Raw genomic sequence first — 20333 nt, forward strand, 5'->3', positions numbered from 1 at the left:
ATGGGCGCCCCCCGGAGCGGTTCCACCGGTCGCATAAGAAGAAAGGGTTGGAATCGTGACGACAGCGTCTTCGGCGGACCATCCGACACGCCGTGATTTCTTATTCGTTGCAACGGGGGCAGCTGCAGCAGTAGGGGGCGCGGCTGCGCTGTGGCCCTTCATCTCCCAAATGAATCCGGATGCCTCGACCATCGCCGCCGGCGCGCCGATTGAGGTCGATCTCAGCCCGATCGCCGAGGGCCAGGACCTCAAGGTGTTCTGGCGCGGCAAGCCGATCTACATCAGCCACCGCACCAAGAAGCAGATCGACGAGGCGCGCGCCGTCAACGTGGCGAGCCTGCCCGATCCGCAGTCCGACGAGGCCCGGGTCAAGCCGGGCCATGAGCAGTGGCTGGTCGTGATCGGCATCTGCACCCATCTCGGTTGCATCCCCATCGCCCATGAGGGCAATTACGACGGGTTCTTCTGTCCCTGCCATGGTTCGCAGTACGACTCGTCCGGCCGCATCCGCCAGGGGCCCGCGCCCGCGAACCTGCCGGTGCCGCCGTACCAGTTCGTTTCCGACACCAAAATCCAGATCGGCTGAGCCTCGGACTATCGTCCGAAGCTTCGCGCCGTCTCGTCGTTTTATTTCCTCAGGATCGCATCATGAGCGGACCATCCGACTACCAGCCGAGCAATCCGGCCCTGCAATGGATCGAGCGGCGTCTGCCGATCTTTGGTCTCATCCACTCCTCCTTCGTCGCCTATCCCACCCCGCGCAACCTGAACTATTGGTGGACTTTCGGCGCCATCCTCTCCTTCATGCTGGCGATGCAGATCCTGACCGGCGTGATCCTGGCGATGCACTACACGCCGCAAGCCGATCTCGCCTTCAAGTCGGTCGAGCTGATCGTCCGTGACGTGAACTACGGCTGGCTGTTGCGCAACATGCACGCGGTTGGCGCCTCGATGTTCTTCGTCGCCGTCTACGTCCATATGTTCCGCGGCCTTTACTACGGATCGTACAAGGAGCCGCGCGAGGTGTTGTGGATCCTCGGCGTCATCATCTACCTCCTGATGATGGCGACCGGCTTCATGGGTTACGTGCTGCCGTGGGGCCAGATGAGTTTCTGGGGCGCCACCGTCATCACCAATTTGTTCTCCGCCATTCCCTATGTCGGCGAGAGCATCGTGACGCTGCTGTGGGGTGGCTATGCGGTCGGTAACCCGACGCTGAACCGCTTCTTCTCGCTGCACTATCTCTTGCCGTTTGTGATCGCGGGCGTCGTCGTACTGCACGTCTGGGCGCTGCACGTCGCCGGTCAGAACAATCCTGACGGCGTCGAGCCGAAGACGGAAAAGGACACGGTGCCGTTCACGCCGCATGCCACCATCAAGGACATGTTCGGCGTCGCCTGCTTCATGCTGCTGTACGCCTGGTTCATCTTCTACATGCCGAACTATCTCGGCGACGCCGACAACTACATTCCGGCGAATCCAGGCGTGACGCCGCCGCACATCGTGCCGGAATGGTATTACCTGCCGTTCTACGCGATCCTGCGTTCGATCCCGAATAAACTCGCCGGCGTCGTCGCGATGTTCGGGGCGATCATCATCCTGTGCTTCCTGCCCTGGCTCGACAGCGCCAGGACCAGGTCGTCGAAATATCGCCCGCTCGCCAAGCAGTTCTTCTGGATCTTCGTCGTGGTCTGCATCCTGCTCGGCTATCTCGGCGCGCAGCCGCCGGAAGGCATCTACGTCATTGCCGGCCGGGTCCTGACGGTGTGCTACTTCGCCTACTTCCTGATCGTGCTGCCGCTGCTCGCGCGCATCGAGAAGCCGCGGCCGGTGCCGAACTCGATCTCGGATGCCGTCCTCGCCAAAACCGGCAGCAGGGCGACGCCGATGGTCTCGACCGCGATCGTGCTGGCGCTCGCCGGATCATTGTTCGCGGGCTCGATCGACAGCGCGAAGGCGTCTGAGGGCAGCGACACGCCGCCGGCGAACAAATGGTCGTTCGCGGGCCCTTTCGGTAAGTTCGATCGCGGCGCGCTGCAGCGCGGCCTGAAGGTCTACAAGGAGGTCTGCGCCAGCTGCCACGGACTGTCCTATGTCGCCTTCCGCAACCTCGCCGAGCCCGGCGGCCCAGGCTATTCGGTAGCGCAGGCGGCGGCTTTCGCATCGGACTACAAGATCAAGGATGGTCCGAACGATGCGGGCGACATGTTCGAGCGTCCGGGCCGGCCGGCGGACTATTTCCCCTCGCCATTCCCGAACGAGCAGGCTGCGCGTGCCGCGAACGGCGGTGCGGCGCCGCCCGACCTGTCCCTGATCACCAAGGCGCGCTCCTATAAGCGCGGCTTCCCCTGGTTCGTCTTCGACTTCTTCACCCAGTACCAGGAGCAGGGTCCGGACTATGTCGCGGCGGTGCTTCAGGGCTTCGAGGAGAAGGCGCCGGAGGGCGTCACCATCCCGGAGGGCTCGTACTACAACAAGTACTTCCCGGGCCACGCCATCAAGATGCCGAAGCCGCTCAGCGACGGCCAAGTGACCTATGACGACGGCTCGCCGACCACGGTCGCGCAGTACGCCAAGGACGTCACCACGTTCCTGATGTGGACCGCCGAGCCCCACATGGAAGCGCGCAAGCGCCTCGGCTTCCAGGTATTCGTGTTCCTGATCATCTTCGCGGGCCTGATGTACTTCACCAAAAAGAAGGTCTGGGCCGCCTCGCACTGATCGGCGCGAGACGAGAAATGAAGAAGCCCCCGCGAGGGGGCTTTTTTGTGTGTGCCGAGTATGACGACAGCTTGGAGGTGGAAGTCCTCTATCCAGCCTGATGACGGCGAAGGATTAGCGAAGCGCAAGGGCGTCATCGCGAGATGGGGTCTGAAGACAGCGCGGGGCAAAGCCGCGACCCGATGGACAAGAACCGGATAATGAGGCCTACCCGGCCGGACGAGCAAGCACATGATTGCGAAGTCCATGGTCATCAAAGGTCGGGGTGGTAAATCCGGCGGGCGTGCGGTGAAGGCGGTCGGTCTTACCTCGGGAGGTCTGCGCTGTGTCCCGGTAACGGGACTGAGGCGGCCGTAAGGCGGCCTGACCGCAGCGCAGAAGTCAGCCGAGGGCATAGTAGGCGGCGGCGCGCCGCCGAAGGCCCGAACGGTGGAAGTGGTTAGTAGAGCAGTCCATCTCGCGCGAGCCATGCGACAGAAAAGTCAGGTCGAACTGAACTCGGGCACCGGCGCGGAGGGTGAAGCCCAAAGCGCCGCCGCCCGAGAGATCGAAGCAAGCGCGGCGAAGACCAGTCTTGAACGCCCGGCGGTCGCAGGGCCGACGATGGAAGCAGTGGTCGAGCGTGAGAATCTGAAGAATGCGTTGGCGCAAGTGACGCGCAACAAGGGGACGGCGGGCGTCGACGGGATGACTGTCGGCGAGTTGCCGGCCCACCTGAAGGAGCACTGGCTCGCGATCCGCGCCCAGTTGCTTGACGGGACCTACAAGCCACAACCGGTGCGGCGGGTGGAGATACCGAAGGCGTCGGGTGGCCTGCGGCCGCTCGGCATCCCGACGGTGCTCGACCGCTTCATCCAGCAAGCGGTGCTGCAGGTGCTGCAGGCGGATTGGGACGGGACGTTCTCCGAGGCGAGCTTCGGCTTCCGGCCGAGCCGCTCGGCACATCAGGCGGTGGAACGGGCGCAGGCGTATATCGCGTCCGGGCACGCCGTTGTCGTGGACATCGATCTGGAGAAGTTCTTCGACCGGGTCAACCACGACATCCTGATGGGGCTGGTCGCGAAGCGGGTCACTGACAAGCGCCTCCTGAAGCTCATCCGCGCGTTCCTGAATGCGGGTGTGATGGAAGGAGGGCTGGTCAGTTCGACGGACGAGGGCACGCCGCAGGGCGGCCCGCTCTCGCCGCTATTGTCGAATCTGATGCTGGATGTACTGGACAAGGAACTGGAGAAGCGCGGCCATCGCTTCGGACGCTACGCCGACGACTGCAACATCTATGTGCGCAGTCAGAAGGCGGGCGAGCGGGTGTTGGCGGGCATCGAGAAGTTCCTGGAAAAGCGCCTCAAGCTCAAGATCAACAAGGCCAAGAGCGCGGTTGCCAAACCGAGCGTTCGCAAGTTCCTGGGCTTCAGATTCACCGGCGGGACAGAGCCGCGGCGGCGCATCGCGCCCCAGGCACTCACCCGCTTCAAAGCGAAAGTCCGGGAGCTGACGCGGCGCACGTGCGGCCGAAGCCTCGCGCAGATCGTCAAAGAGCTGTCGGTCTATCTCAAGGGATGGCGCGGCTACTTTGGCTTCTGCCAAACGCCGTCGGTGTTGCAGGCACTTGATGAGTGGACTAGGCGGCGGTTGCGCGCCATCGCCTGGAAGCAATGGAAGCGTGGGAGCACCCGCTTCGCCGAGTTGCGACGTCGCGGCATCGGCCGGAATCTGGCGGCACAAACCGTCGGCAACCCACATGGCCCCTGGCGGCTCGCGAACAGCCCCGCGCTCACCATCGCCATGCCAATCGCGTTCTTCAGGGCACTCGGCTTGGCTTCCGTCGCGGCACAGCAACCAGCATAATCTACCGAACCGCCGGATACGGACCCGTATGTCCGGTGGTGTGGGAGGGGAGAAGCCGCGAGGCTTCCCCCTATCCCGATTGGATCCGTGTCCCGGACGCGCGAAGCGCGAGCCGGGACCCAGAATGCGCGGGTTGGGCCCCGGATCAGCAGCGCACCACAGTGCAAAGGTCTCCGTGCTGCGCAGCATCCGGGGCACGAGAGTTTGTTTGTGCGGCGATTGCCTCACGCCCTCCCAACCGCCAAAATGCCGCCAAGCGCTCCCTTAGAAACTCATCGGAGGACACCATGGGAACCACCATCACCTTCAAGCGTCCGGACGGCAAGGACGCTTCGGGCTATCTCGCCAATGCCGCGCGCGGCAATGCGCCGGGCGTGGTCGTGATCCAGGAATGGTGGGGCCTGTCGGACCAGATCAAGGGCCTGTGCGACCGCTTTGCGCTCGCGGGTTTCGATGCGCTGGCGCCCGATCTCTACAAGGGCAAGGTGGTGCCCTATCACGACACGGAGAGCGCCAACAAGGAGATGAACTCGCTCGACTTCATGGACGCGACCACGCAGACCGTGCGCGGCGCCACGCAGTATCTGTCGCGCAACGGCGCCAAGGTCGGGCTGACCGGATTCTGCCTCGGCGGCGCCGTGACCATCATCGGCGCGACCAAGATCCCGGAGCTCGCGGCCGGCGTCGTGTTCTACGGCATTCCGCCGGAGCAGGCGGCCAAGCCCGCGGACGTCAAGATTCCGCTCCAGGCCCATTTCGCTAACAAGGACGATTGGTGCACGCCGGAGCTGGTCAGCGGCTTCGAGAAGGCCATGAAGGCCGCCGGCAAGTCGCTGGAGCTGTTCCGCTACGATGCCGAGCACGCCTTCGTCAACGAGCAGCGCCAGGCCGTGCACGACCGCGAAGCCGCCGAGCTCGCCTGGGGCAGGGCGACGGAGTTTTTCAGGAAGCATCTGGGGTAGTCACTCGTAGCCCGGATGGAGCGCAGCGTAATCCGGGGACTTTCGAATTGTGGCTCGAACCCCGGATTGCGCTGCACCCCATCCGGGCTACAGCTCCGTTGCCCCGCCCTTGACGCCGCCCCCGCGCCATGGTGAGTATCCGCCCCATGAGCACCGCCGTCCGCCCAGCCCGTCTTTGGTGGCGCACCTCCTGACGAGGTGGCCGGTGCGATTTCTTTTCTCAAAATCGTCGAAGGTCGCCAACGCAGTGCGGCGGCCTGATCGTTTGTCCTGTGTGGCGTTCCCTCGGCAAGTTTCGTAAGAGGACCACATGAACAGGACCGTCTTTGCCCTTCCGGCCAGAAGTGAGTACGCGACACGCGCGGGTCTTGCGATCGCGCGCGTGGCCGAGCAATTCACCGGCGGCGCCAACAAGCTCGACGATCTCGTCAGCCTGCTCGACCGTCGCCGCGGCGTGGTGCTGTCCTCGGGCACGACCGTGCCGGGCCGCTACGAGAGCTTCGACCTCGGCTTCTCCGATCCGCCGCTCAAGCTCGAGACCACAGGCGTCAATTTCAAGCTCGAAGCGCTGAACGCGCGCGGAGAGGTGCTGATCGCCTTCCTCGGCGACGTCCTGCGCGAGCCCTGCGTGGTGATCTCCGAGAGGACGGCGACGCGGCTTGCCGGCCACATCATCCGCGGCGATGCGCCGGTCGAGGAAGACCAGCGCACGCGGCGCGCGAGCGTGATGTCGCTGGTGCGCGACCTCGTCGCCGCCTTCTCCGCCAATGACGACGGGCTGCTCGGTCTGTTCGGCGCCTTCGCCTACGACCTCGTCTTCCAGATCGAGGACCTCGTGCAGAAGCGCCCGCGCGAGTCCGACCAGCGCGACATCGTGCTCTATATTCCTGATCGCTTGCTCGCCTATGATCGCGCCACCGGCCGGGGCGTGGTGCTCGCTTACGATTTCGCCTGGAAGGGCAAGTCGACCGAAGGCCTGCCGCGCGAGACCGCCGACAGCCCGTACCTGAAGACGCCGCGCCAGGGCTTTGCCGACCATGCCCCCGGCGAATATCAGGCCACCGTCGAGACCGCGCGCGCAGCCTTCGCGCGGGGCGATCTGTTCGAGGCGGTGCCGGGCCAGCTCTTCTCCGAGCCGTGCGACCGCTCGCCGGCCGAAGTGTTCCAGCGCCTCTGCGTCATCAACCCGTCGCCCTATGGCGCGCTGATGAATCTCGGCGAGGGCGAGTTTCTCGTCTCGGCTTCGCCCGAAATGTTCGTGCGCTCGGACGGCCGCCGCGTCGAGACCTGCCCGATTTCGGGCACGATCGCGCGCGGCACCGATGCGATCGGCGATGCCGAGCAGATCCGCCAGCTCCTGAACTCGGAGAAAGACGAGTTCGAGCTCAACATGTGCACCGATGTCGACCGCAACGACAAGGCGCGAGTCTGCGTGCCCGGCACGATCAAGGTGCTGGCGCGCCGCCAGATCGAGACTTACTCAAAACTGTTCCACACCGTCGATCACGTCGAAGGCATGCTGCGCCCCGGCTTTGATGCGCTCGACGCCTTCCTCACCCATGCCTGGGCGGTCACCGTCACCGGCGCGCCAAAGCTCTGGGCGATGCAGTTCGTCGAGGATCACGAGCGTTCGCCGCGGCGCTGGTATGCGGGGGCGATCGGCGCGGTGAATTTCGACGGCAGCATCAACACCGGCCTCACCATCCGCACCATCCGCATGAAGGATGGCCTCGCCGAAGTGCGCGTCGGCGCCACCTGCCTGTTTGATTCAGACCCCGCCGCGGAAGACCGCGAGTGCCAGGTCAAGGCGGCGGCCCTGTTCCAGGCGTTGCGCGGCGATCCGCCGAAATCGCTGTCTACTTTCGCGCCAGACGCGACTGGCTCGGGCAAGCAGGTGCTGCTGATCGATCACGACGACAGCTTTGTCCATATGCTCGCCGATTATTTCCGCCAGGTCGGCGCCAGCGTCACCGTGGTCCGCTATGTGCATGCGCTCGACATGCTCAAGCAGAAGAGGTGGGATTTGCTGGTGCTGTCGCCCGGCCCCGGGCGTCCTGAGGATTTCGGGATCAAGAAGACCATCGATGCGGCGCTGGAGCAGAAGCTGCCAGTGTTCGGCGTCTGCCTCGGCGTGCAGGCCATCGGCGAATATTTCGGCGGCGAGCTCGGCCAGCTCACCCATCCCGCCCACGGCCGGCCCTCGCGGGTGCAGGTGCGCGGCGGCCGCCTGATGCGCAACCTGCCGAACGAGATCGTCATCGGCCGCTATCACTCGCTCTATGTCGAGCGCGACAGCATGCCGGAGGTGTTGTCCGTCACCGCCAGCACCGAAGACGGCGTCGCCATGGCGCTGGAGCACAAGACCCTGCCGGTCGCCGGCGTGCAATTCCACCCGGAATCGCTGATGTCGCTTGGCGGCGAGGTGGGACTACGCATTGTCGAAAACGCGTTCCGGCTGGATGCGGGGGCGAATTGAGTGCAGGATATTTCACCTCGTCATTCCGGGATGATGCGCAAGCACCAGACCCGGAATCTCGAGATTCCGGGTTCGATGCTGACGCATCGCCCCGGAATGACAACTGAGATGAGAAACGAATGACTTTTGACCACGACATCAAGGCGAGCGTCCGCACTATTCCGGACTATCCCAAGCCGGGGATCATGTTCCGCGACATCACGACCTTGCTTGCGGATGCGCGCGCGTTCCGCCGCGCCGTGGACGAGCTGGTCAATCCGTGGGCCGGCAACAAGATCGACAAGGTCGCCGGCATGGAGGCGCGCGGCTTCATCATCGGCGGCGCGGTGGCGCACCAGCTCTCGGCCGGCTTCGTGCCGATCCGCAAGAAGGGCAAGCTGCCCCACACCACCGTGCGCATCGCCTACTCGCTGGAGTACGGTATCGACGAGATGGAGATGCATGTCGACGCGGTCGCGCCTGGCGAGCGCGTGATCCTGGTCGACGATCTCATCGCCACCGGCGGCACCGCGGAAGGCGCGGTGAAGCTGCTGCGCCAGATCGGCGCCAATGTGGTCGCCGCCTGCTTCATTATCGACCTGCCCGAGCTCGGCGGCGCCGCGAAGTTGCGCGCAATGGATGTGCCGGTGCGCACGCTGATGACGTTCGAGGGACACTGAGCGAGCGAAGAATATCGTCCGCCTTGTAGCGCCATTGGCTGCGGCCTCGGTTCACCTCTTCCCGTCGTCGGGAGAGGTGGGCACTCAGCTCTCGGCCAAAAAAGCCTACGACCGCTGCAGGATCAGACTGAGCTCGAGCTCCCGGAAGGCGATGTAATTCCGCCGGGTCCATTGGTGCAGCTCGGTGGAAGAGTCCTTCTCCTGGCGCAGATAGCCGGTGAAGGAGAAGGTCAGCCGGTCGATATAGGTCTTGAGGAAGCCGGGCAGCGCCGGCAGGCGGAACAGGCGGCCGCCGGCCATGGCGGGCGGCAGCTCGCCGCGCACGACATATTCGTTGTCAACCGTGATCAGGTTCATCCGTGGGATCTGCCCCCGCAGCATCTCATGCGCGCGGGCCGAGACGCGGTCGGTGTCGGCGACGAACAGGATCTGCGGCGCGACATGGCGGCGGGCCGCTTCCTTGAGCAGGCCGATCTCCTCGGTCATCTTGAAGAACTCGTCGAAGGCGTGGAAGCCGAGGTCGATCACCTTGGCAAGCCCATCATCGACGATGACGCGATCCATCAGCTGCATCTTGCCATACGTGTCGATCACGTCGGCAGTCTCGGTCACCTTCGGCAGATAATCGAGCAGCGACGGCTCCTTCAGGTTGACGTCGAAGGCCGCGACATTGCCGTTCTTGAGCAGCAGGAATTCGGCGAGCAGCCGCGCCAGCAGGGTCTTGCCGACCTGCGGGCGGGGCGAGCAGATGATGTAGACGGGCGTTGCGGGCATTGACAGCTATATCAGGCCAACTCACCGCCCAATCCAGCCGTATCCGCCCGGGCTTCGCAACTATTTTTCGCTGTTGCGGGTCACCGGCTTCGAACCGACGATGTCGGTCAGGCGGATGCGGTCGAACTCGCTCCAGACGTTCGCCAGCCAGTGCCGGACATAGCCGCGCAGCACGAACGAATAGTTGGCGGCATCGTCGTTGATGCCCTTGTTGGCGACGAATTTCAGGAACGGGACGGAAGACACCTCGACCTGCTCATAGGCCATTTCGTTGAGCTTGGGGATGGTCAGCTCGGTCGCGTCCTTGATGCGGTGGAAGTAGGAATTGTAGGTCGCCTGGTCCCATTGGAAGAACTGCGTGTCGTTGATGAAGTTCTTCACCAGGAAATATTTTGCACCGCCCATGAAGCCGGCGGTCTCGGCGATCTCCTCCAGCGAGGCGATCGAGGGGCCCAGGATGTGGAACACGGCGAAGGTGATCTGGCCGGCCTTGGCGGCGTCGAGGAAGCCGATATCGCGCAGCGAGGCCAGCGCCGGCGAGAGCAGGCCGGCGCGGACGTCGATCACGGTCACCGACGGGCTCACGGTGTTGAGCGTGTCGAAGATCTTCATCTGGTCGGACGTCGTCGTCATGTCGACGATTTCGGTAATGTCGGGGTGGAAGCGCTTCAGGGTTCCGCGCGGTGACTCCGTGTCGAACGCGCGCGTCGCCACGTTGTTAGCTGAGAAATAATCGAGCAAGGTACGCGATACCGTGGTCTTGCCGACCCCGCCCTTATCCGCGCCCACCACAACCACTGCCGGCTTTGCCATTGCTGTCCCCTAACGCGCCCCCGATCGCGAGGTCGCAATCGGCCGGGCCCCAAATCGATGTCCCGAGTCTGCTGTTGGGCGCGAACATGGCAGAAACAAGGGAGAATTCAATTCCTTGCGCCCCTGTTGCGGCAATTCCCGAGGTTTTTCCCGATCGGTGTCAAACCTGCCACGCAGCGCGCCCGATCGCGTGGCTCAGTGGCGGCCCCACGGTCCCATCGGATTGGCTGCCGGGGCGCCTGAGCGGCTTGGTGTGGGAACGGGCGGCGGATTGACCGGAGCGGCTGCATCGCCCCATGGCCCGTGCGACAGCGGCGGCGGGGTATCCTGTGCCCCGGGCTGTTCCATCTCGGGTTGACCGGTCTCTTCAGTGGGGTCTGGCAGGGGACCGGGGTCACGGCCGCCGGCGAACTTGACCAGCGCGTCGACCCGGGACCGCACGGAAGGGTGGGTCGCGAACAAATCGGCAAAGCCTTCGCGCGGATTGTCGACGCAGAGCTCCATCACCGCCGAGGTCGCGCCGGGTAACTCGCCTCGGCCCTCGATCTTGCGCAGCGCCGAGATCATGGCATCAGGGTCTTTCGTCAGCTCGACCGAGCCGGCATCGGCGAGATACTCGCGCGACCGCGATAGCGCGAGCTTCACCACCTGCGACAGCAGCCAGGCCAGCACGATCAGCACGATCGCGATGATGATGACGATGATCGCACCGCCGCCGGAGCTCTTGCTGTCGCTCGACGACGAGGACGACCGCGACGACGAGGAGGAGCCCGAGGACCACGAGCCGCCGGAGCTCGGGCTCCAATCGAAGTTCGTGAACAGGCGGAAGAACAATTCGCCGAAGAAGCCGACCACACCGGCGATGATGACGGCGACCACCATGAGCTGCACGTCGCCGTTCTTGATGTGGGTCAGCTCGTGGCCCAGCACCGCCTCGATCTCCTTGTCGTTCAGCGCGTCGAGGAGACCGGTGGTGACGGTGATGGAATATTGCCGCGGATTGAGGCCCGTCGCGAACGCGTTCAGCGCCGGGCTCTCCATGATCTTCAGCTTCGGCATGGTGATGCCGCGCGAGATGCAGAGGTTTTCCAGCAGATTGTAGAGTCGCGGCTCCTCCTGCCGGGTGACATCGTGGCCGCCGGTCACCGCATCGATCATCGACTGATGGAAGAAATAGGCGATCGCGATCCAGGCGATCACGGCCATGGTCGCAAACGGCGCAGCCTTGAGCAGGTCGGCGAAGGCGCGGCTCAGATAATAAGCGACCGTGCCGTTGCCGTTGATGACGACCTCGGCCACCAGCGCGCCGGCATAAACCAGCACGTAGACCAGCATGAACAGGCCGGCGAGCAGCAGCATCGAACGAAACTTGTTCGAGGCGATGTGCGTGTAGAGACCATACGCGGCCATGACTGCTTCCGTTTGCTCCTGTCATTCCGGGGCACGCCAACGGCGTGAACCCGGAATCTGGAGCTTAGTGTCTCGGTCGAGATTCCGGGTTCGCGTCTTCGACGCGCCCCGGAATGACGAATTTGAGGGGCAGGTCACGCAGCAATCAGAACTTCACCTGCGGCGCGGCCTCGACCTCGGTGCGGCTCGTGCCGAGATCGAAGAAGTCCTTCCTGGTGAAGCCGAACATGCCGGCGAACAGCGCAGCGGGCAGCTGCTGGATGCCGGTGTTGTATTCCTGGACCGCGTTGTTGAAGAAGCGGCGGCTGGCTGCGATCTTGTTCTCGAGGTCCGACAGCTCGCTGGCGAGCTGCTGGAAATTGGCGTTCGCCTTGAGGTCGGGATAGGCCTCCGACAGCGCGATCAGCCGGCCGAGCGCGCCGGAGAGCTGGGTCTCGGCCGCGGACACCTGCGCCGGTCCCTGCGCCGACATCGCCGAATTGCGCGCCTTGATGACATCGTCGAGCGTGCCGCGCTCATGCGAGGCGTAACCTTTCACCGTCTCGACCAGGTTGGGGACCAGATCGTGACGCTGCTTGAGCTGCACGTCGATGTCGGCGAAGGCCTGGCTGACGCGCTGGCTCAGCGCTACCAGACGGTTGTAGGCGCTGAAGGCGAGCAGCACGAGGACGACGATGACGCCGAGAACGATCCAGCCGGTCGACATGGAAGACTCCTGAAGAGGAAAGAAGCTGGGCGCTAGGGTAGACCAAATTGGCGCGAAGCGAGAGCCCGGCACAGAGGGGAGGTAGGACTTGGTCGAATGGGGAGCCTTCCTAGTTCAAGCCGAAACTGCCGAACGAGGTTAACTTTCGGACATGATCACGTCGCCCCAGCGCCAGCGCCGGGCCTCCGCATAGGCCGCCTTGTCGCGCCGCGGGACTTTCGTCAGCGCGACCCCACCCTCCGTGCAGAGCTTCGCCTTGATCTCGGCCTTGCCGACCTCCGGCGGCGCCAGCACGCGCGCGGCGCGCGTCGCGGGCGGCGCGCGGGTCAGGGCGACGTAGATGAAGCGCTCGTCCTCGAACGGCACCTCGGCGCCCTTGATCTGGCGATGCGCCTGGGAGCGCGGCAGGCGTTGGGAGAAATGGCACCAGTCGGGCGCGATGAGCGGACAGGGCTTGTCGTGCGGGCAGGGGGCGGCGACGAAGGCGCCGGCGGCGATCAGCTGCTGGCGCAGCGCAAGGATGCGGGCGTAGCCGGCGGGCGTGCCGGGCTCGATCACGACCAGTGCTTGGCGCACTTTCGCCCACATCGCCTCTGTCAGCGCGCGCTGGTCGCTCTCGCCGAGCTCGCCGATGATGTAGCTGGCAACGACAAGATCGGCTGGCGAGACCTCGGCGAGATTGCTGCCGGCGTCGCCGGGCAGATGGCGGCACTCCGCCAACCGCGTGCTGTCGCGTGCCAGTTCGAGCGCGAGCCGGCTCAGCGTGGCGTTCGCATCGAGCAGGGTGAAATCCTGCAGTAACGGAAACGCCTCGGCAGCAGCCCAGCTCGCGGTGCCTGGACCTGCGCCGACGTCGAGCAATGTCTCCGGGGCGAGATCAGGCGCGATCTCGGTGAGCGCATTGAGACTGGCTGCCACAGCCGCGTAGGTCGCCGGCATGCGCGCCAGCGCATAGGCGAGCGCATCGGCCTCCGATTTGATCGTGCCGGAGCCGCCGCCGGCGCGATAGGCGGTCGAGATTTTTTGCGACCGTTGCGCGGCGTCGGTGCGGGAGAAGCCTTGTAGCTTGCCGTCGAGGGCGGCTTTCAGTTCGGCGGGGAGGGTGGGGGAAATCATCTTGGCCCACCGTTATTCCGGGGCGCGCTTAGCGCGAGCCCGGAAGTTCGAGATTGTGGTACGAGATTCCGGGTTCTCGCTTCGCGAGCCCCGGAATGACGGCAGAGATATCACGCCACGTTCTGGTCGAGAATGTCCACGGCCTCGGCGAGGCTCACCGACACCAGCTGCGAGACGCCGCGCTCGGCCATGGTGACGCCGAACAGCCGGTTCATCCGCGCCATCGTGATCGGGTTGTGGGTGATGATGATGAAGCGCGTGTCGGTCGAGCCGGTCATCTCGTGCAAGAGGTTGCAGTAGCGTTCGACGTTGTGGTCGTCGAGCGGCGCGTCGACTTCGTCCAGCACGCAGATCGGCGAGGGGTTGGTGAGGAACACCGCGAAGATCAGCGCCATCGCGGTCAGTGCCTGCTCGCCGCCTGAGAGCAGCGACAGCGTCTGCGGCTTCTTGCCCGGCGGCTTGGCGATGATTTCGAGGCCGGCCTCCAGCGGGTCATCGCTCTCGATCAGGTGCAGCGCGGCCTCGCCGCCGCCGAACAGCTCGACGAACAGCCGCTTGAAGTGGTTGTTGACGACCTCGAACGAGGTCAGGAGCCGCTCGCGCGCTTCCTTGTTCAGGCTCTGGATACCCTGGCGCAGCCGCTTGATGGCTTCGACGAGGTCGTCGCGTTCGGTGACGAGGCCGGTATGCTGGGTCTCGACCTCACGCAGCTCTTCCTCTGCGCGCAGGTTGACGGCGCCCAGCCGCTCGCGGTCGCGCCGCATTTTTTCGAGGTCTTCTTCGATCTCGTGCAGCGGCGGCAGCTCGGCGCCGGGCTCGATCTCGGCGAGGCCGGCAACGGCCTGCGGCTCGACCTCGAGCATGTCGCGGATCTCGCGCTCGATGTCCTCCAGCCGGCGCCGCGCACCTTCCATGCGCTCCTCGGCGCGCGCGGTGGCCTCGCGGGCGCTCGACAGTGCCTCGAGCGTCAGCTTGGCGACGCGATCGGTCTCCGCCATCGCGCTTTCCGCGGTGGCGAGCGCGTCGGCGGCCATGCGGCGGTCGTTCTCGGCGTATTCGATCTCGGTGATCAGCGCGCTGCGCTTCTCGGCGAACACTTGCGGCGCGTTTTCGAGCTCGCTGCGCTCGATCGTGAGTTCGGCGATACGGGCCTGGATGGTGTCGATATGGGAGGCCGCGCTTTCCTTGCGGTTCTGCCACTCGGTGCGCTCGGCGAGGATCGCCTGCACACGGCGGTCGGCGAGCTCGGCCTCGCGTGCCAGCGCCTGCGCCTCGGCGCGGACCTGGGCGGCCATGCGGCGGCGGCCCTCGATGTCGCTGCGGACGGCGGCGAGTTGGGTCTCGGTGTCTTCGCTCGACGGCAGCTCGCTGATGCCGGCCGCGGCGTATTCGTAGGCGGCCTCGGCCTCGGCGCGATCGGCGGCGAGACGGCTGTGCGCTTCCGACAGCGTCGCCTTGCGCGCGGCGTGGCGGCTGATCTCGCGCTCGGCGGCGGCATGGCGCTCGCGCGCGGCGTTGACCTCGCGCTGCGCGGCGCGCCAGGCCTCGCGGCTGGCGCCTTCGGTGCTCGCGGCCATCTGCAGCTCGGACTCGGCATTCTCGAGCGCCTGGCGCTTGATCTGCGCGTCGATGCGGGCCTGCTCCAGCTCGTTCTCGATGTCGACGAGGCGGGCGCGCTCGGCCAGGCGCCGCGCGGCGCCGGTCGGCGCGTGCGCCGCGGCGACAAAGCCGTCCCAGCGCCAGACGTCGCCTTCGGGGGAGACCAGCCGCTGGCCGGTCTTGAGCTGCGACACCAGCTCGGCACCGCGCTCGCGCGGCACGACGCCGATCTGGGCCAGGCGGCGCGCCAGCTCGGCCGGCGCCTGCACGTGATTGGAAAGCGGCACGGCGCCTTCGGGCAGCTCCGGATCGCCCTCGGTGTGGCCGACATTGGTCCAGCGCATCGGCGCCGACGGATCGATCGGCGCGTCGAGATCGTCGCCGAGCGCGGCGCCGATCGCCTTCTCAAAACCCTTGTCGACGGTGATGCCGTCGATGATCGGCGGCCACAGATTCTTGGTCTCGCCGTTGACGATTTTGGAGATCGTGCGCGCTTCGGTCTCGAGCCGCTGCACGCGCTTGTCGGCTTCGACCAGCGGCGAGCGCGAGGATTCCAGCGTCTGGCGTGCCGCGGCATGCGCGGTTTCGCTTGCCTGCGCCGCGGCTTCGGAAGCTGCCAGCGTCTGCTCCGCGGTCTCGACCAGTGCGGTCAGCTCGTCGAGATCGCCGAAGCCGCCGGTCTCCTCGGCGAGCTTCTGCTCTTCCGCGGCGACGTTCGCGATCTCCTGGTCGAGCCGGGCGAGCTTGTCGCGGTGGGTGCGGACGTTGGCTTCTAACTGGTTGCGCTTGGCGGTGAGGTCGGCGAGCGCGGTGGTGAGCTCGGCGAAGCGCTGTTCGGTCTCGGTCAGCACTGCCTCGGCTTCGGCGACGCGCTCGTCGACGCCGGAGCGCTTCTCGACGCGCGACTTGATCTCTTCCTTCAGCTCGGCGTCTTCGGTGTCGAGCCGCTGCAGCGCGACGTCGGCGTCCATGGTCTGCTGCTGAGCGCGCGAGATGTCGCCTTCGAACTGGGCGAGGCGGCGCTCGAGCTCGGCGACGCGCTCCTTGGCGCGCTCTTCCTCGCGGTCGAGCTGCTCGCGGGCATTGGTGAGGCGCTGCAGGCCGGCGGCGGCGCGCGCTTCGGCATCGCGCAGCGCCGGCATCTCGGCGGCGCGGATCGCCTGGATGCGGGCGGCTTCGGCCTGGTGCTGGGTGCGCTCGGCCATCTCGCGGACCGCGAGATCGTGGGTCTGGCCGGATTCGTTGACGTCGGCATGGGCGCCGATCCAGCGCAGATGGAACAGCGTAGCTTCGGCCTTGCGCACCTTGGCCGCGACTTCGCGGTAGCGCACGGCCTGGCGGGCCTGCTTCTTTAGGCCTTCCATCTGGCCGGAGAGCTGGCCGATCACGTCCTCGACGCGGGTGAGGTTGGTCTCGGCCGCCTTCAGCCGCAGTTCGGCCTCGTGACGGCGGGCATGCAGGCCGGCGACGCCGGCGGCATCTTCCAGCACGCGGCGGCGCTGCTCGGGCTTGGCCTGGATGATCTCGCCGATCTTGCCCTGGTGGACGAGGGCCGGCGAACGCGCGCCGGTAGCGGCGTCCGCGAACAGGATCTGCACGTCGCGCGCGCGCACGTCGCGGCCGTTGATGCGATAGACTGAGCCCGCCTCGCGCTCGATGCGGCGGGAGATCTCGAGAATCTGGCTGTCGTTCATCGCCGCCGGCGCGGTGCGATCGGCGTTGTCGATCGTCATCGTCACTTCGGCATGGTTACGCGCGGGACGGTTGCCGGAGCCGGCGAAGATCACCGCGTCCATGTCGGCGGCGCGCAGCGACTTGTACGAGGTCTCACCCATCGCCCAGCGCAGCGCTTCGACGAGATTCGACTTGCCGCAGCCGTTGGGACCGACCACGCCGGTCAGGCCGGGCTCGATGACGAAGTCCGTGGGCTCAACGAAGGACTTGAAACCGTGAAGGCGCAGGCGGGTGATTTTCATAAGCACGCATCTCTGTTGGCAGGCACGAATCCCCCTGCCTGGACAATACCATGGAAGGCAATGTCGCTGTCTGGGTGAGTCGCGCGAGGCGGCTCATGCGGCTGGACAATGGCCGCGGTGCGCCGCGAGGGCAACCAGCGAAAGCCGCTTTTCCCAAGGGATTTATGCCGGGAAAGATACGGCTTTCGAGATGCGAATCAGGCTGTCGACGAGCGAATCAGCTCTTCAGCAGCGGATTGATCTTCTTGGCGAACTCCTCGAACGAGGCCTCGCCCTTGATCTTCTCGCCGTTGATGAAGAAGGTCGGCGTCGAATCCACCTTCAACACGTCGCTGGCATATTTCTGGTCGGCGGCGATCTTGTCGAGCAGCGCCTGGTCCTTCAGGCAGGCCTCGACCTGCTGCTGGGTGAGGCCGGCCTGCTTGCCGATCCGCGTCAGCGTCTCGGTGGTGTTCTTCACCACCCAGTCGTTCTGCTGGCGGAACAGCATGTCGGTGACCGCGAAGTATTTCGGCGCGTCGTCCTTGGCGATGCAGCGCGACAGCATCGAGCCGGCGGCGGCTTTGATGTCGAGCGGGAACTCGCGGAAGATGTAACGCACCTTGCCGGTGTCGATGTATTCCTTCTTGATCTTCGGGAACACCTGCTCGTTGAAGGCGGCGCAGTGCGGGCAGGTCATCGAGGCATATTCGGTGATGGTGACGGCGGCGTCCTTCGGGCCGAGCGCCATGTCGGGCAGCGAGACGGGCTTGGCCACATCGGCGGCGGACTGCGCCATCGTCTCGGAGATGAACCGCAGCGGCGAGAGCCCGGCGAGCGCGGCAAGCCCGGTCAGCGACAGCATCGTGGTGAAGGCGCGGCGGGTGATGATCAAGGTCGGCTCCCGGATTGGCAAAGTATTGCCCGAGGTTCCCGTTCGGGCGGCCTGTCGCTAGCTCGAAACGTCGCTTGAGGCAATGGCGGGCGACAAGGACGGGTCCAGTTTGGCTGCGGAATGAGGCTCAATTTCGCTTGATGGCGGCCCCGAGCCGCGCCAGCGCCGTCTTCAATTGTTCATCTTCGATGTCGGTCAGGCTCTCCGCCACCTTGGCGACTGCCTTGGGGGCCGGCGGGCCGGGCCGCTTCGGGGCCCTCGGCCGCGACAGGGGGGCCTGGCGGAAAGCCAGCTTGCCGACCGCGCTCCAGCCGAAGAAGCGGTTGACCCGTTCCAGGATCACATCGGCGGAATGCTGGATCTCCAGTGCCATCGGCCCCTCGACCCGCAGCACCAGGGTTGCCGGCTCCTGCGGCTGACCCTCGACCGGGCGCGGCCATTGCATCTTGAGCGGCTCGGCATGGGCCGCGATCTCGGGCCCCGCGATCTGCGCCCACCGCGTCACCAGCTCGCGCGCCGCAAAGCCCTGCTTGGCATAAGCCTCCGCAAAGACGTCGTTGAGCAGGATCCCGAGCGGTTTTGCGCTGATGGGGCCGGGCTTGAAGATGGGACCGGATTTGGACATGGAGCGCTTTATAGCACCTCGGGCGGGCCACCACGAAGAAAGACGTGGATGTCCGCGACCAGCGCGGGCACGACGTGGAGAGATTGCTGTGGGGTCGTTACAGTGAGCGGATGAGCCGCAGATCCGCCCTGAACCTGAAATCGGAACCAGTTCGACCGGAGACCTCATCGCGTCCGATGCTGCTCCTCCAATGGTACGACCGCCATCGCCGCCGGCTGCCCTGGCGCGCCGCGCCTGGCGAGGCGTCGGATCCCTACCGCGTCTGGCTGTCGGAGATCATGCTCCAGCAGACCACGGTGAAGGCGGTCGGGCCCTATTTCGAAAAATTCGTCGCACGCTGGCCTGACGTCACGGCGCTGGGGCGGGCTTCGCTCGATGACGTGCTGCGGATGTGGGCGGGGCTCGGTTACTATTCGCGCGCACGCAATCTCTACGCCTGCGCGGTCGCGGTGACGCGCGAGCACGGGGGCGTGTTTCCGGATACCGAGGAAGGCCTGCGCGCGCTGCCGGGGATCGGGCCCTACACGGCGGCGGCGATCGCCGCGATCGCGTTCGACAGCCGCACCATGCCGGTCGACGGCAACATCGAGCGTGTGGTGTCGCGCCTGTTTGCGGTCGAGGAGGAGCTGCCGCAGGCAAAACCTTTGATCCAGCCATTGGCGGCGACGCTGCTGGCGGATTCCCGCGCCGGTGACAGCGCACAGGCTTTGATGGATTTGGGCGCCTCGATCTGCACGCCGAAGAAGCCGGCCTGCTCGCTCTGCCCGCTGAACGAGGACTGCACGGCGCGCGCGCAAGGCACCCAGGAGACGTTCCCGCGCAAGGCGCCGAAGAAGAGCGGGACGCTCAGGCGCGGCGCAGCCTTCGTGGTGACGCGCGGGGCCGAACTGCTGGTTCGCTCGCGGCCCGAGAAGGGTCTGCTCGGCGGCATGACGGAAGTGCCGGGCTCGGACTGGCTCGCCGATCAGGACGACGCGAGGGCGAAGCAGCAGGCACCGGAATTGAAGGGCCTGTCGCGCTGGCAGCGCAAGCTGGGCGTCGTCACCCACGTCTTCACGCATTTCCCGCTGGAGCTGGTGGTCTACACCGCGAAAGCCGAAGCCCGCACCCGCGCGCCCGAAGGCATGCGCTGGGTGCCGATCGCGACCCTCGCGGGCGAAGCGCTGCCCAACGTCATGCGCAAGGTGATTGCGCACGCGCTGGATGTTTGATCGGCCCATCCTCCTGACAGCACGCTGGCAGCAGCGCTGCGCTATCACGGTGCGATGGAGGCCCGCATGATCAAGACCGCGCTCGACGATTTTCCAAGGCCGCCCTGTGCCGAGCTGCTCGGATGGCGCCTGCTCGATGCCCGCCCGGAGGAGGGCTGGATCAGACTGGGCTTCGAGGGCAAACCTGAATTCTGCAACCCCGCGGGTTTCATCCAGGGCGGCATGCTTTCGGCCATGCTCGATGACACCATGGGTCCCGCCGTGCTGGTGATGAGTGAGGGCCGGCTCTACACCACCACCATCAGCATGACCGTGAACTTTTTGGCGCCCGCCAAGCCTGGCCCAATCATCGGCGAGGCGAAGGTGACGCAGCTCGGTAAGACCATCGCCTTCGTCGAAAGCAAGCTGATGGCGAAGGACGGCACCGTGCTCGCGACCGCGAGCGCGAGCGAGCGGTTGCTGGAAGCGGCAAGGGTGGTCAAGTAAGGCGGGCATCCTCTGTCGCTCCCTCGCCCCGTTCTTACGGGGAGAGGGTGGGGTGAGGGGCCTCTCTCAACACGGGAGAT

At 65.7% G+C, this 20333-nt stretch carries 16 protein-coding genes; 8 read left to right on the forward strand and 8 right to left on the reverse strand.

Annotated elements, in window-relative coordinates; genetic code table 11:
* Window positions 1-55: 55 nt before the first annotated feature.
* From petA to P6U29_RS09840, 6 genes are all read left to right on the forward strand, one after another.
* On the forward strand, window positions 56-586 hold the full coding sequence (petA, locus tag P6U29_RS09815) for a ubiquinol-cytochrome c reductase iron-sulfur subunit (protein WP_407117407.1): 531 nt from the start codon (window positions 56-58) through the stop codon (window positions 584-586).
* Between the two features lie 62 nt (window positions 587-648).
* Window positions 649-2721: a cytochrome b/c1 gene (gene fbcH, locus P6U29_RS09820; RefSeq protein WP_407117408.1), complete on the forward strand. Its 2073-nt coding sequence runs from the start codon at window positions 649-651 to the stop codon at window positions 2719-2721.
* A 468-nt stretch (window positions 2722-3189) separates the two neighbouring features.
* Window positions 3190-4566: a group II intron reverse transcriptase/maturase gene (ltrA, locus tag P6U29_RS09825; protein WP_407117409.1), complete on the forward strand. Its 1377-nt coding sequence runs from the start codon at window positions 3190-3192 to the stop codon at window positions 4564-4566.
* Window positions 4567-4853: 287 nt separating this feature from the next.
* On the forward strand, window positions 4854-5528 hold the full coding sequence (locus tag P6U29_RS09830; protein WP_122404827.1) for a dienelactone hydrolase family protein: 675 nt from the start codon (window positions 4854-4856) through the stop codon (window positions 5526-5528).
* Window positions 5529-5838: 310 nt separating this feature from the next.
* Window positions 5839-8004 (forward strand): anthranilate synthase component I, encoded by a 2166-nt coding sequence (locus tag P6U29_RS09835; protein ID WP_407117410.1) that lies wholly within the window; start codon window positions 5839-5841, stop codon window positions 8002-8004.
* A gap of 119 nt (window positions 8005-8123) precedes the next feature.
* Entirely contained in the window at window positions 8124-8663 is a 540-nt protein-coding gene (locus P6U29_RS09840) for an adenine phosphoribosyltransferase (RefSeq protein WP_407117411.1), read from the forward strand.
* A gap of 105 nt (window positions 8664-8768) precedes the next feature.
* Here the strand turns inward: P6U29_RS09840 and P6U29_RS09845 are convergent, their stop codons facing one another.
* The 8 genes from P6U29_RS09845 to P6U29_RS09880 form a co-directional block, all read right to left on the reverse strand.
* Window positions 8769-9437: a hypothetical protein gene (locus P6U29_RS09845; protein WP_407117412.1), complete on the reverse strand. Its 669-nt coding sequence runs from the start codon at window positions 9435-9437 to the stop codon at window positions 8769-8771.
* A gap of 60 nt (window positions 9438-9497) precedes the next feature.
* Window positions 9498-10250 carry a hypothetical protein gene (locus P6U29_RS09850; protein WP_407117413.1) on the reverse strand — a complete coding sequence of 251 codons (753 nt, stop codon included), beginning with the start codon at window positions 10248-10250 and terminating at the stop codon, window positions 9498-9500.
* A 195-nt stretch (window positions 10251-10445) separates the two neighbouring features.
* Entirely contained in the window at window positions 10446-11660 is a 1215-nt protein-coding gene (locus P6U29_RS09855) for a M48 family metallopeptidase (protein ID WP_407117414.1), read from the reverse strand.
* A 145-nt stretch (window positions 11661-11805) separates the two neighbouring features.
* Complete coding sequence (locus tag P6U29_RS09860; protein WP_407117415.1) at window positions 11806-12366, reverse strand: LemA family protein; 561 nt, start codon at window positions 12364-12366, stop codon at window positions 11806-11808.
* Window positions 12367-12504: 138 nt separating this feature from the next.
* Window positions 12505-13482 carry a small ribosomal subunit Rsm22 family protein gene (locus tag P6U29_RS09865; RefSeq protein WP_407117416.1) on the reverse strand — a complete coding sequence of 326 codons (978 nt, stop codon included), beginning with the start codon at window positions 13480-13482 and terminating at the stop codon, window positions 12505-12507.
* A 110-nt stretch (window positions 13483-13592) separates the two neighbouring features.
* Entirely contained in the window at window positions 13593-17057 is a 3465-nt protein-coding gene (gene smc / locus P6U29_RS09870; RefSeq protein ID WP_407117417.1) for a chromosome segregation protein SMC, read from the reverse strand.
* Between the two features lie 217 nt (window positions 17058-17274).
* Window positions 17275-17931, reverse strand: a complete 657-nt coding sequence (locus P6U29_RS09875) for a DsbA family protein (protein ID WP_407117418.1) — start codon at window positions 17929-17931, stop codon at window positions 17275-17277.
* A 127-nt stretch (window positions 17932-18058) separates the two neighbouring features.
* A complete protein-coding gene (locus P6U29_RS09880) occupies window positions 18059-18556 on the reverse strand; it encodes a DUF721 domain-containing protein (RefSeq protein WP_407117419.1) in 498 nt (165 codons plus the stop codon).
* A gap of 110 nt (window positions 18557-18666) precedes the next feature.
* Here P6U29_RS09880 and mutY point away from each other — a divergent pair, with 110 nt between their 5' ends.
* Together mutY and P6U29_RS09890 are read left to right on the forward strand one after the other, a co-directional pair.
* Window positions 18667-19767: an A/G-specific adenine glycosylase gene (gene mutY / locus P6U29_RS09885; RefSeq protein WP_407117420.1), complete on the forward strand. Its 1101-nt coding sequence runs from the start codon at window positions 18667-18669 to the stop codon at window positions 19765-19767.
* A gap of 66 nt (window positions 19768-19833) precedes the next feature.
* Window positions 19834-20253, forward strand: coding sequence for a PaaI family thioesterase (locus P6U29_RS09890; protein ID WP_407117421.1), 420 nt, complete (start codon window positions 19834-19836; stop codon window positions 20251-20253).
* Window positions 20254-20333 lie beyond the last annotated feature (80 nt).

Source organism: Bradyrhizobium sp. LMG 9283 (assembly GCF_045571415.1).
Taxonomy (GTDB): domain Bacteria; phylum Pseudomonadota; class Alphaproteobacteria; order Rhizobiales; family Xanthobacteraceae; genus Bradyrhizobium.

Coding starts and splice junctions, on each gene's coding strand:
- P6U29_RS09830 (WP_122404827.1), top strand. CDS start 4,854: ATGGGAACCACCATCACCTTCAAGCGTCCGGACGGCAAGGACGCTTCG.
- ltrA (WP_407117409.1), top strand. CDS start 3,190: ATGCGACAGAAAAGTCAGGTCGAACTGAACTCGGGCACCGGCGCGGAG.
- P6U29_RS09850 (WP_407117413.1), bottom strand. CDS start 10,250: ATGGCAAAGCCGGCAGTGGTTGTGGTGGGCGCGGATAAGGGCGGGGTC.
- P6U29_RS09840 (WP_407117411.1), top strand. CDS start 8,124: ATGACTTTTGACCACGACATCAAGGCGAGCGTCCGCACTATTCCGGAC.
- P6U29_RS09890 (WP_407117421.1), top strand. CDS start 19,834: ATGATCAAGACCGCGCTCGACGATTTTCCAAGGCCGCCCTGTGCCGAG.
- fbcH (WP_407117408.1), top strand. CDS start 649: ATGAGCGGACCATCCGACTACCAGCCGAGCAATCCGGCCCTGCAATGG.
- P6U29_RS09865 (WP_407117416.1), bottom strand. CDS start 13,482: ATGATTTCCCCCACCCTCCCCGCCGAACTGAAAGCCGCCCTCGACGGC.
- P6U29_RS09860 (WP_407117415.1), bottom strand. CDS start 12,366: ATGTCGACCGGCTGGATCGTTCTCGGCGTCATCGTCGTCCTCGTGCTG.
- P6U29_RS09845 (WP_407117412.1), bottom strand. CDS start 9,437: ATGCCCGCAACGCCCGTCTACATCATCTGCTCGCCCCGCCCGCAGGTC.
- smc (WP_407117417.1), bottom strand. CDS start 17,057: ATGAAAATCACCCGCCTGCGCCTTCACGGTTTCAAGTCCTTCGTTGAG.
- mutY (WP_407117420.1), top strand. CDS start 18,667: ATGAGCCGCAGATCCGCCCTGAACCTGAAATCGGAACCAGTTCGACCG.
- P6U29_RS09880 (WP_407117419.1), bottom strand. CDS start 18,556: ATGTCCAAATCCGGTCCCATCTTCAAGCCCGGCCCCATCAGCGCAAAA.
- P6U29_RS09835 (WP_407117410.1), top strand. CDS start 5,839: ATGAACAGGACCGTCTTTGCCCTTCCGGCCAGAAGTGAGTACGCGACA.
- P6U29_RS09855 (WP_407117414.1), bottom strand. CDS start 11,660: ATGGCCGCGTATGGTCTCTACACGCACATCGCCTCGAACAAGTTTCGT.